The organism is Hoylesella buccalis ATCC 35310 (assembly GCF_025151385.1).
Classification (GTDB): Bacteria; Bacteroidota; Bacteroidia; order Bacteroidales; family Bacteroidaceae; genus Prevotella; species Prevotella buccalis.
In genome coordinates this window covers 1,938,952-1,951,634 of the sequence record NZ_CP102287.1, presented here as the reverse complement: position 1 = coordinate 1,951,634, position 12,683 = coordinate 1,938,952, and the positions used below count along the sequence as shown (strand labels likewise).

Annotated in this window: 7 protein-coding genes; 5 read left to right on the top strand and 2 right to left on the bottom strand. The window is 51.1% G+C overall.

Annotated features, from left to right (window positions below; all coding sequences use genetic code 11):
• Window positions 1-122 precede the first annotated feature (122 nt).
• Entirely contained in the window at window positions 123-1,262 is a 1,140-nt protein-coding gene (locus NQ518_RS08165) for a sensor histidine kinase (RefSeq protein WP_227962301.1), read from the bottom strand.
• Window positions 1,263-1,266: 4 nt separating this feature from the next.
• On the bottom strand, window positions 1,267-2,595 hold the full coding sequence (locus tag NQ518_RS08160; protein WP_227962307.1) for a sigma-54-dependent transcriptional regulator: 1,329 nt from the start codon (window positions 2,593-2,595) through the stop codon (window positions 1,267-1,269).
• A 295-nt stretch (window positions 2,596-2,890) separates the two neighbouring features.
• On the opposite strand from NQ518_RS08160, the gene NQ518_RS08155 reads away from it, so the two are divergent.
• The 5 genes from NQ518_RS08155 (at window position 2,891) to NQ518_RS08135 (ending at window position 12,681) form a co-directional block, all read left to right on the top strand.
• On the top strand, window positions 2,891-4,216 hold the full coding sequence (locus tag NQ518_RS08155; RefSeq protein ID WP_227962309.1) for a TolC family protein: 1,326 nt from the start codon (window positions 2,891-2,893) through the stop codon (window positions 4,214-4,216).
• Window positions 4,201-5,454 carry an efflux RND transporter periplasmic adaptor subunit gene (locus NQ518_RS08150; RefSeq protein ID WP_004349702.1) on the top strand — a complete coding sequence of 418 codons (1,254 nt, stop codon included), beginning with the start codon at window positions 4,201-4,203 and terminating at the stop codon, window positions 5,452-5,454. The genes NQ518_RS08155 and NQ518_RS08150 overlap by 16 nt, the downstream gene beginning before the upstream one ends.
• A 70-nt stretch (window positions 5,455-5,524) precedes the next feature.
• Complete coding sequence (locus NQ518_RS08145; RefSeq protein ID WP_227962321.1) at window positions 5,525-7,891, top strand: ABC transporter permease; 2,367 nt, start codon at window positions 5,525-5,527, stop codon at window positions 7,889-7,891.
• 2 nt (window positions 7,892-7,893) lie between these two features.
• Complete coding sequence (locus NQ518_RS08140; RefSeq protein WP_227962323.1) at window positions 7,894-10,236, top strand: ABC transporter permease; 2,343 nt, start codon at window positions 7,894-7,896, stop codon at window positions 10,234-10,236.
• Window positions 10,237-10,293: 57 nt separating this feature from the next.
• Window positions 10,294-12,681, top strand: coding sequence for an ABC transporter permease (locus NQ518_RS08135; protein WP_227962325.1), 2,388 nt, complete (start codon window positions 10,294-10,296; stop codon window positions 12,679-12,681).
• Window positions 12,682-12,683: the final 2 nt, after the last annotated feature.

The following is a 12,683-nucleotide window of genomic DNA, read 5'->3' as shown; positions in this document are numbered from 1 at the left end:
AGAAAAATCGGTGCGAAATCTGAAAGTTCTGTCATACGGATGATTGAGAACAGCAAAAGCTTGGCAGCTCTTGGAGCCTACGCCATGACTGCCTAATATGTAAATCCAAGACTTGAGTTGGGTTAAAAGAATGTCAGGCGGAAGGTGGTCAGTCCGTCGGTCTTATCGGTGATGAGATCGATGGAGCCATTGCAAGCCTGCATGATTTGTCGGGAAATGGACAGACCAATGCCGCTTCCCTGCGGCTTGGTGGTGAAGAAGGGCACGAAGATGTGGCTTGCCACGTCATCGGGAATCATCGCTCCGTTGTCGGTGATGTCGATGATGACGGATTCCTGCGCGTTGGTGTATGCGCGCAGTGTGATTTGCCCTTCCTCTCCGATGGCCTCGGAAGCGTTTTTCAGTAAGTTGTTGACCACCCTGCTGACAAGGCTCTCGTCAGCATACACCAGCAAGTCGCCAGGTTCTACCTCGCAGCTCACGTTCACGTCGGACTTTAACATCGGGCGAATGAGGCTCACCATGCGTTCGAGAAATGGTCTGACATAGAACAGAGTGGGTGTGGGTGTGGGCACATGCGTGAACTTGCGGTAATTCTCCACAAAGCGCATCAGTTCCTTGCCAGTCCTGCTGATGACCTCTAATCCCTGGCGTTGCTCGCCCTGTGAGTTTTGGAGTAGGGTGTCGCTCAGCGATATGATGGGTGTGACGGTGTTCATGATTTCATGGGTGAGTACGCGGATGAGCTTCACCCAGCTGTCTATCTCTTGGTTGGCCAGCTCGCCTTTGATGTCGCTGAAGCCGATGATGCGCACCCGACGACTCTTGAGAGTTGTGTGGGTCTCGCGCAGAGAGAATCCCGCCATTTTCTCCTTAATCTGATTGATGTGAGTGATGGTCTCCACCTGCAGCAGGTTAAGTGCGGCCCGGTTGCTGCGGAGTACGATGCCCCGCTCCACGTCGACTACCAAGATGCCCGTATCCACCGAATCGAGTATGAGTTCGAAGTATTTTTCCCGTTCTATCTGTTCATCTCGGGCGTGTTGTAGGATTTCCTTCACGCGGTTGAGCGACTCGTTGAGCAAAAGCTCGCTGCCGTACTTCTTGTTGATGGGAAACTGGAAAGTATAGTCGCCGATGTCTATGGCGTTGAACATGAATGTCACCTTGCCAAGGTCGCGCCGATACCGTCGCCACAGTTGCTGATAGGCAACGATGGCGGCAAGCAATGCCAGGCAGAGTATGATAACAATCACGTTCATGGGCTTATAGTCCGTAGCGTTTAATCTTGTTGTATAAAGTCTGTCGGGAGATACCTAACCTGAATGCCACTTGCGAGAGGTTACCATCGCATTCACGGATGGTTTTCTCGATGAGCCTTCGTTCCATCTCGTCGAGCGTGCGCACGTCCTCAATTGGTTTCTCCTGTCGGGCGGGGCCACTCTCTATGTCGTCCTCGGCAATCGTCGTGCCGCTGCACAGGATAACCGCTTTCTCCATGGCATGTTGCAGTTCGCGAATGTTACCGTACCAAGGTTGTTCTTCGAGCTTGGTCATGGCGCCGGCCGAGAATCTTGTCTCTGGCTTGTTGTACATCGTCGCATAGCGTTTAAGGAAAATGTCCGCCAAGGCCGTGATGTCTTCCCTGCGCTCGCGTAAGGGCGGCAGATGCAGGTGAATGGTGTTAACGCGGTAGAGCAAGTCTTCGCGAAATTCGCCGTTGGTCACCATTTCTTGCAGGTCTCGGTTGGTGGCGCAAATCAGTCGCACATCGATGGGAATCTGCTCGCTGCCTCCCACACGCACGATGCTCCTGCGCTGCAAGGCCGTGAGCAGCTTTGCCTGCAACGCATAACTCAGATTACCTATCTCATCGAGAAATAACGTGCCTCCCTCCGCCAGTTCAAACTTTCCCGGCTTGTCTGTCTTGGCATCCGTGAAAGCACCTTTCGTGTGTCCGAAGAGTTCGCTTTCAAAAAGCGTCTCCGTGATGGCTCCCATGTCGATGGGCATCATCCGGTGGTCGTGCCGTTTCGACAGGCGGTGAATCTCTTTGGCCAGCACTTCCTTGCCAGTTCCGTTCTCGCCCGTGATGAGGATGTTAGCATCGGTGGCCGCTACTTTCTCCACCATCAGGCGCAGGTCTTGCATGGTCGGCGACACGCCCCAGTACATTTCTCCCTCATGGGTGGTGGCGTTCCGGATGGTTTTTTGGGTTTTTCGGTAGGCATTGGTGAGCGTATCGATGAGTTTGGCATTGTCGAAAGGCTTTACCACGAAGTCGGTTGCGCCCTCCTTGATGCCCGTCACCGCCAATTCAATATCGGCGTAAGCCGTGAAGAGCACCACCTGTGTGCGAGGACTCAGTTTCTTGATCTCGCGTAGCCAGAAGAGTCCCTCGTTGCCATTGTTGATGCCGCTGCGGAAATTCATATCGAGCAGCACCACGTCGGGTTTGTCCTCGCGTAGGCGGGTGGGGATATTCTCTGGTTTGGCTATCGCCGCGACATGCTCGAATACATTTTCTATCAGCATCTTCACCGTGGTGAGGATGTTGCGGTTGTCGTCAACTATCAGTATGCTACCTTGTTTCATCTATTGTCTAATGTCTGTCTACCAGTTGCACAGCCTTTCACGGGAGTGGCGGAAAGGTTGTTGTTTTTGCAAAGATATTCTTTTTTCTCCTTAGTATCAAGCCGTTGTCTAAAAATCATATCATAAAAACCAGTGCGCCGCATGAGAGGACATCGTGGGGACTGTGGGCCTCACTGTCAAATAATTGGGCAGTAGTGTCTAATTGTTGGACAGGCTTGTAATCGCGCTTTTTACGCAACGTGCAGATAGATAAGATGTTATGTTTCTGGCACGGCATTGGCAACTGTTTATGCGTATGAGAACAGCAATTACGATAATATTATTAGATTTGGCCGCTCTTCCGCTATTGGCGCAAGAGACTTGGACCATGAACCGCTGCATTCAGTATGCGGTGGAGCACAACAACGGAGTGCGCAAACAGCGATTGGAGGTGCGACAGAGCAAGGTTGACGAGCGCACGGCGAGGCTCGACCTTCTGCCCACGGTGTCGGCACAGACCACGGCGCAGTATGCCTGGGGACGTAACATCAACCCAGAGACGAACACCTACAACACCATCACCACCTTCAACAATTATTACAGCATTGGGGCGGAGGTGCCATTGTTTGATGGTGGCCGTACCTGGAATGCCTTTCAGCAAGCTCGACTGGCGCGTGCCAAAAGTATGACGGTTCTGCAAAAGACTGCCGATGACAAGGCCATAGCCGTGATGGCGAAATTCGTGGAGGCGGTGTACAGCCAGCAGAGCATTGGCTTGGCACGGCGCAAATTGGCCGATAGTCAGGCGTTGCTTCGCAAGACCCGTGCGATGTTCGACCTTGGGGAGAAGTCGCGACCCGACGTGGCGCAGATGGAAAGCCAGGTGGCGGAGGACGATTACAACCTGTTGCACCAGCAGAACGCAGCCAGTTTGGCGTTGATGGCTTTGAAAGCGGAGATGAATTTTCCCGTAGACGATACGCTTGCCCTCGACACTCTGTTGACCGCGAACCTGTCTGTTGCCGACGATGCCGAGAACCTTTATGCCGCTTTCCAAGCTGAATCGCCGGAAGTGAGGACGGCAGCGTTCAATGTCAAGAACGCCCGCTACCATTATCTTATACAACGCGGACAGCTGCTGCCCGTCCTGGCGTTGGGCGGAGGAATCAACACCAACTATTACCGCAATCTCTCGCAGGGCAGCAGTAAGACCGACAACTTCGGCAAACAGTTCAACAACAACATGGGCGAATATGTCTACCTTTCATTGTCCATCCCCCTTTTCATGCCTTCGCGCTGGCGTGCCGCACGCAGGGCGAGAGCCGAATGGGAGGCAAGCAAGCTCGATTTGGAAGACGCGCACCGCAAACTGCACGATGATATTGCGCAGGCGGTGCTCGACCGTGACGGTTATTCGCGTGAGCTCATGAAGATGGAACGGAAGACAGCGGCCGACTCCATAGCCTGGCATCTGGCGTCGCGCAAGTACGAGGAGGGCATGCTCTCGACTTTCGACCTGCATACAGCGGCGCAAACCTTGCTCGACAGCCGCATCAAACTGCTGCAAATGCAGTTGATGCTTGAGATGAAACAACGATTGGTCAACTATTATAAAGGAATACGAACATGGACATTGAAATAAAACAAAAGAAGTTTTGGATACCCCGAAAGTATTGGACTTGGATAGGGGGAGGCGTTATTGTGGTGGCTGCGCTGCTGTGGTTGGCTCTGGGAAATTTCTCATCGACACTGAAAGTCGACAGTCGGGGGCTGAGCATCGGCGACGTGAAGCAAGCGCAGTTTGACGATTATGTGAGCGTAGACGGCAATGTGGTGCCCATCCAGGTGGTGCAGATCTCGCCGGAAGAAGGCGGCGTAGTCATGGAGAGAGTGGCGGAGGAAGGCTCCCATGTCAGAAAGGGCGATGTCATCGTGAGGCTGAACAACAGCAATCTCGACCTTGAAATCCTCAATGCCGAAAGCGAACTGGCGGAGAAGCAGAACATGCTTCGCAACACGCAGATTACGATGGAACAGGACCGACTCAACAATCAGAACGAGGCAGCACAGCTGTCAATGGACGTACAGGCCAAGAAGCGAACCTACAACCATCAGACAGCATTGCAGCAGGAGCAGCTCAATAGTCGCGAGGAATATCTCAAGGCTAAGGAAGACTACGAATTAGCCGTGAAAAAGAACGAACTGATTGCGCAACGACTCAAGAAAGATGCGCAGCTCCGTCGCGCGCAGATGAACCAGATGAACGACAACCTTTCGTCGATGAGGCGCAATGTGGAATTGGTACGACAGCGCAAGGAGCATCTCAACGTGCGCTCGCAAATCGACGGCGAGGTGGGACAGCTCAACATCGAGCTGGGACAGAGTATCTCTCCAGGACAGAAGATTGGTGTCATCAACGACCTCAGCGACTATAAAGTGGAGGCGCAGGTCGACGAGCATTACATCGATCGGGTGCACCAAGGGCTCACGGCGACCTTCGAACAGAACGGTAAGCACTATTCGCTCACCGTGCGCAAGGTGTACCCCGAGGTGAAAGACGGCAGGTTCAAGATAGATTTCGTGTTCAGCGGCAAGCGTCCGACCAACATCCGAACGGGCCAGACCTATTATGTCGACCTGCAGTTGGGCGAGTCGAAGCGGGCGGTGCTCATCCCCAAGGGAACGTTTTACAGCGTGACGGGCGGGCAATGGATCTTCGTACTCGACAAGGATGGCAAGAAAGCCTACCGTCGCAACATCCGCATCGGACGGCAGAATCCGCAGTATTACGAGGTGCTGGAAGGTCTTCAGCCCGGCGAGCGAGTCATCGTGAGCGGGTACGAAAGCTACAAAGACAACGAAATTTTGGTTTTGGAATAACAAGTAAAATGAATTGGCGCAGGAGCAATAAGCAACTCATATTGGTATCGAAATAACAAGTAAATAAGTCATGAAGCAACTATTCAATCTCAAATCTTATTTCACCTTCCTTTCGAGGAACAAGGTGTATACCGCCATCAACGTGTTCGGACTGTCAATCAGCCTGATGTTCGTCATCATCATCGGCTTGTACACCCAACAGGAATACGCCGTCGATACCATGCACAGCAAGGCCGACCGTATCTATGCGCAGGGCTATGATATGGAGCACAACGGGCAGAAAGAAGCCACCACCGGCTCACACTGGTATATACAGAAGCACCTGAAACAGCGTTATCCAGAGATAGAAAGTAGTTGCGCTTTAGTTAGTTCCAATTTTAAATTGAACTTGCCCACCACCGAGAAAGTGATGAAACGTATTCTTTTCACGGATTCTACTTTCTATCGTATCTTCGATTTTGAGCTGATTCGCGGCGATCGCAACCATGTGTTGGATGCAGTGAATAGCGCAGTGGTGACCGAGGAGACAGCCCGGCAGCTCTACGGCAATGTTGATCCGATAGGCAAGCCCTTGGTTTATTCCGATACCGTTCGCCTTGTCATTACGGGCGTGGCACGCAAGATGGAAGGCTCGAGCATTGACGGTGCCGACGTTATCGCGCGCTTCGAGAACGTAAAGGGAATCAATCCGGGGATGACCAGCGAGTACATGAACAACGCCACGGGTGCGGAGTTGATGTTTCTGATGAAGCCCCATCATGATATCAGGACGAAAGGCAAGGACATCGACAAGTTCATGAAAGACGTAAACTGGCTGTACCAGATGCCCGGTGTCAAAACCAAGATGGTCTTTGTTCCGCTCAAGCAGCTTTATTTCTCAGAGATAGGAAGCTCGTCGGGTGCAACATCGCGAGGCGACCGGAAACTCGTCAACATGCTGTTTGCAGTAGAAATCATGATACTTCTGTTCTCCGTTTTCAACTATATCAACCTCACGGTGGCACAATCCGGCAGGCGAGCAAGAGAGATGGCTACCCGACGTCTCTTTGGCAGTCAGCGAAAGCACATCATGGAAAGGCTGATATTGGAAAGTATTGTCATGTGTTTGTGTTCCCTGCTCATCGCCATTGGCTTGGCATTCGCATTTGTAAAGTATGCCGACAAGTTGCTGGTAACCGAAATCAACATGGTTCACCTGTTCAGCCCAACCAATCTGCTCGTCATCTTTGCGTTCGTCTTAATGGTAGGCATACTGGCAGGTATGCTCCCCGCTGTATTCATTTCACGCTCGAAACCCATTGATGTGGTTCGTGGAACGTTTCGCACCCATGTGAAGATGGGATTCAGCAAACTGTTCATCATCTTGCAAAGCGCGGCAACCATCTTGTTGTTGGCGTGCTCGTTGACCATTGGTTTGCAGACCCACCATCTCTTATCGGCTCCGTTGGGCTACGACACCGACAACCTGATCAAAATCGAAAACCCCTCAGCTGACAGTGTGCCCATCGAACAATTCAAGTCACGCATAGCTCATTTACCTTTTGTTAAGGGCATCACCGCTTGTCAAGGCATCCCGTTGGACAGAGGAAACAACCAGACGATGGAGATTAACGGGCGCACGCTCAGCTTCCAAATGTTCAGGGGCGATGAGAATTATTTCAAGGTGTTGGGGCTTCAACTTGTAAAAGATTATCACTTGGCATCCCAAGAAGGCATTTACGTCACCCAGCATACCCTTCAGGAAGTTGGCTTGAAACCCGACGCAAGATACATTGATTTGGGTCCTTCCGGGAAAAAGACTCCTATCAGAGGCGTGCTCAAAGACTTCCGGATTGGAAACATCACCAGCGAGATACACCCCATTGGCGTGTGGATCTACCATAAAGAAGTCTTACGTCCGTGGCATTTCGTGATGAAAATCACTGGTGATCCTATGGCAGGATACGAGCAGATAAGAAAAATCTATAAAGAGGTGTTCAAAGAGGACGTGGAAGCTGAAAAGCCTTTCGTAGACCAGCAACTGCAAATGTTCTTTGACAAAGAGATTCGTCTTTCAAAGATTGTCATGCTGTTTGCCTTTATTGCCATCGTCATCTCTCTGTTGGGGCTAATCGCCATGAGCCTGTATTTCATTCAGCAACGCTATAAGGAAATCGCCGTGCGCAAGGTGTTCGGAAGCAACAACCGACAAATCCTCGTGAAGCTGCTGCGCACATTCGCCGTCTATGTGTTGGTGGCATTTGTCATAGCCGTGCCTGTCATTCATGTCATCATGACGCATTGGCTCTCCACCTATAATTATCGTATCTCGCTTTCACCTTGGATCTATCTTGCTGCGGGCGCGGTATGTATGCTCCTCTCTCTGACGGCGGTATATTTCCAAAGCCGAATCGCCGCGAATGAGAATCCTGTAAACCATATCAAAGACAATCAATAAAAATGAGACAGCTATTCAATCTCAAATCTTATTTCACCTTCCTCTCGAGGAACAAGGTGTACACCGCCATCAACGTGTTCGGACTGAGCATTAGCTTTGCGTTCGTTATTCTCATAGGTCTCTACTATCAGCACGAAACGAACATCGACAAAAACATCACGAACGTGGATAGGCTCTATTTGTTGGGCTGTGATTTCAGTTCCGACAAGATGAGCGGAACATCGCGCGAAATCATCAGAGTGCTGCAAAAGCAACTGCCACAAATAGAAAAAGGCTGTGCTTTCCACATCAACCGTGAACAACATGTGACAACGGCCGACGAGGACAATGTGAAAGTGACCATGATGTACACCGACTCCACGTTCTACCCTATGTTCAATCAACCGCTTGCAGAAGGTGATGCCGCCACGGCCCTGAACGGACTGAGCGACGTGGTGATTTCCCAGAAGTTGGCGCAGATGCTGTTCCGCAACGGCAATGCAATGGGCAAGGTGTTGACGGTGGAGAACCGGAAAGTGTATGTAAGGGGCATCTATGAGAACATGAACGGAACCTCTTTCCCCGACTGTGACATCATCGGGCGGTACGAGCTGCTACGCGAGCGCATACCTTGGCTCTTTAAGATCGACGGTAATTTCGGCAGTCCGGATGTGGTGTTGAGCTTGAGATCAGGTACAGATATCGACGCATTGGAAAATAATGTTAACCGTATTCTACCAAAGATATACAAAGAAAATTTCAAGATTGACTGCAAGTTCCGCCTGATACCATTCGGCGAGAGCTATTTTTCAGAATACTATTCCAACGTATGCCAGCGCGGAAAGAGCGGCTTGGTCTATCTCATTTTCATTATCGGTATCATCATCTTGGTGTTCTCGGTGATGAACTACATCAACCTGACGGTCGCTCTGTCGGGCAACCGATCCAAGGAAATGGCAACAAGGAGGCTGTTGGGCAGCCGGAAGAGCGACATCCTCTGGCGGTTGGTCATCGAAAGCGTATGCCTTTGCTGCTGCTCAGTTGTTCTTTCCGTGTTGTTGGCATGGGCTTCCATTCCTTATACCTGCCAGTTGTTGGACACCCACATCACCATCGCCGAGCTGTTCATCCCCATCAACCTGTTGTTGGTAGGCATTGTGCTGACAGTAGGTATATTGGCGGGAGTTCTTCCGGCAGTCATTCAGTCGCGGGTGAAGCCCATTGATGTGGTTCGCGGCACCTTCCGTCGCCAGACCAAGATGCTGTTCAGTAAGGTGTTCATCGTGGTGCAAAACGCCATCACCATCATCTTCATTGCCGTAGCACTCATCGGCAGCTGCCAGATACAGCACCTCATCAATGCCCCGTTGGGCTATGACACCCAGGGCGTGATGGAAATCGGTGTTCCACAGGATGCCCGCAAAGCCAATCTCTTTAAGAAAAACTTGCAACAACTGACACCAGTCAAGAAGGTTTCCGTGTGCTTGTGCTCGCCTCTCTTGGGCGGATTCAACCAGATGGCTTACATTGGCAAGAAGGCTGTGCGCTGCCAACGCTTTTATGCGGACAAGGATTACCTGCCGTTGCTGGGCATCGAGGTGAAGAAGCAATTTGCGCAGGGCGATTCCGCCAAGCTCTTTGTGTCGCCCAACTTCCACTCGGTAATGCAGTTGAAACCTGATGAAAGGGCATTCCGCTATAACGAGACTTACGAGCGAGAACAAATCAACGGCATTCTGAATGATTTCCACCTTTACACCATTGATATGGACAACGCCGACGATCAGGTGACGGTGGTTTACCTGTTCGACCAAATCGCACACGACGATTTTGCGAACAATGTACTCATCAAGGTGGAAGGCGACGAGCAAGAAGCCTACCGACTGGTGCAGGAGACTTACAAGAAAGTTTATCATGAGGACTTGACGCAGGAGTCGCCTTACCTCAATCAGAAGATAGCCGAGGTGTATAAGGAACAGACCCGCATTGTGCGCATCCTCACCATCTTCTCGTTCCTTGCCGTTCTTATCTCGCTGTTGGGGCTTGTCGCCATGTCCACTTACTTCATTCAGCAGCGCAGCAAGGAGATTGCCATCCGCAAGGTGTTTGGCTCCACGAGCCACCGAATACGCCGAGACCTCATCCGCACCTTCCTCCAATATGTGGGCATTGCCTTCGTTATCAGCATGCCTGTCATCTGGTATTTCGCAAGCGAATGGATCAGCCAATACAGTTACCGCATCGTGTGGTGGCCGTGGATTATCGTTGCTGGCATCCTCGTGCTGCTTATCTCATTCTGCGCAGTGGCCATTCAGAGCTACATGGCAAGTAATGAGAACCCGGTAAAGAATATCAAACAAGAGTAGAGTAACGCCGAATGAGGTACGTTTCTCAGGTCTATTATCGAAAAAAAAGACGCAATTATGAAACAGCTATTCAATCTCAAATCTTATTTCACCTTCCTGTCAAGGAACAAGGTGTACACTGCCATCAACGTGTTCGGACTGAGCATCTCGCTCATGTTCGTGCTGCTCATCGGCGTTTATACCTGGCAGGAGAAGAGTGTCGACCGTCAGCACAGCAAGGGCGACCGCATCTACGCGATGGGTCTCGACTTCTATGAAGACCATGAAAAGGAACTTGGATTCCACCATGCCATACTGAGTCGTTTTCGCAAGAATTATCCGGAAATAGAAAACACCTGCGGCTTTGTCGTCTCGAACCTGCGGCTACAAAAGGGAGATGAGTTCTACAAGGCAACGGTGTTGGAGACCGATTCCACCTTCTTCTCCATGTTCGACTTCAAGCTGCTGCAGGGCGACAGGCAGACCTGTCTGAACGACCGGAACAACGTGGTCGTTACCAAGCGGTTTGCCAACAAATGGTTTGGCACGGAGGAAGTGCTCGGTCGCGAGATTACATGGAACGACAGCATTCGATACCATGTCACCGGCGTGGTGGAGGATTTCGACAATACGCTCATCAACAAGAACGTGGAAATGATCATCGACTTCTCCTGGGAACGGTATCACAACACGGCGAATATGGACGATTCTTTCCCCAAGGCAGTGAATTTTTCGGGTGCAAGTATCTTCCTGCAAGTGAGAAAGGGCGCAAAGATGATGGGGCGAGAGAAAGAGTTCGGCAAATTCATTCACTCGTTCTGGCCTGATTTCGACAAGGTGCCCTTCTATTGCAGACCGTTCTTGGTGCCGCTGAACAAAATATATTTCTCTGGTTACGACAACTACAACGACAACTTGCGCATTGGAAACAGCCGACTGGTTAACTTGCTTTTCATTGTAGGCTTGGTTGTGCTGCTCTTTGCCATCATGAACTACATCAACCTCACGGTGGCGCAATCGGGCTATCGTGCGCGGGAGATGGCGGCACGACGTCTCTTCGGCGCAAAACGCAAGCACATCATCCTGCGGCTGATGATAGAAAGCTCAACGCTCTGTTTCATCTCCCTGCTGGTAGCAGTGTCGCTTGCGTTGGCTTTCGCCCCAATGACTGGTCGCTTGCTCAGCACCACCATGGACATGCGTGTGCTCGCAACGCCTGCGGTCATCGGCCTGTTGCTTGCCTTCACGCTGCTCGTCGGCTTCATCTCGGGCATCATCCCCGCCTATGTCTTGTCGAAAGCCAAGCCCATCGAGGTGGTGAGGGGAACCTTCAGGCACCGCACGAAGATGGTGCTGGGCAGGGTGTTCATCGTGGTTCAGAACATCATCACCATCGTGATGCTCGCCTGTGCCACCATCATGTCGCTGCAAATGCTGCACCTTGTGAACGCGCCATTGGGTTTCAACACGAAAAACCTGATTTGTCTCTATCAAGGAGAGGCTTTCAGCAGCACGGACTTCCCGGTATTCCTCAACAAGGTGAAGCAGGTTTCGGGAGTGAAATTAGTGTCCTGTTCTGATGGAACCCCGCAGGACGGTGGCAACAACAATACGGTGACGGGAAAGGACAAGGTCTATTCTTTCCAAATGCTTATCGGCGACCCCAACTACATGAAAGTATATGGACTGTCGCTAAAACATGACAACCACGTGGGACATCGACCCGTAATTTATCTCAATGACCAGGCAGTGGGTGATTTGAAGATGAAGCCCACGGACAGTCACATGAGTGATTTTTACAAACAAACAAAATTCTTTCTCTTCCCAGAGGATGCGGCGTTTGGTGGCATTCTCAACGTTTTCCGACTGCGCAACATCACGGAGACCAAAGTATATCCGCTGTTGCTCTGCATCAAGGACAAGGTGGAGAACCCATGGAACGTTACGATTCAGTTTGAGGGAAATCCCGCTAAAACATACAAGGAGATACAGCGCATATATAAAGAGGTGTTCCATGAGGAGCTAAACCAGGCACATCCGTTCGTTGACAAGAGCATTGAATCGGTGTTTGAGTCGGAGTTGAGACTTTCAAAGATTATCGCCCTCTTTGCTTTCATCGCCATCGTCATCTCGCTGTTGGGGCTTGTCGCCATGTCCACCTATTTCATTCAGCAGCGCAGCAAGGAGATTGCCATTCGCAAGGTGTTTGGCTCCACGAGCAACCGAATACGCCGAGACCTCATCCGCACCTTCCTCCAATATGTGGGCATTGCCTTCGTCATCAGCGTGCCTGTCATCTGGTATATTATCAGCGAATGGATCAGCCAATACAGTTACCGCATCGTGTGGTGGCCGTGGATTATCGTTGCCGGCATCCTCGTGCTGCTTATCTCGTTCTGCGCAGTGGCCGTTCAGAGCTACATGGCCAGCAACGAAAACCCTGTAAATAACATTAAACAAGAATAAAT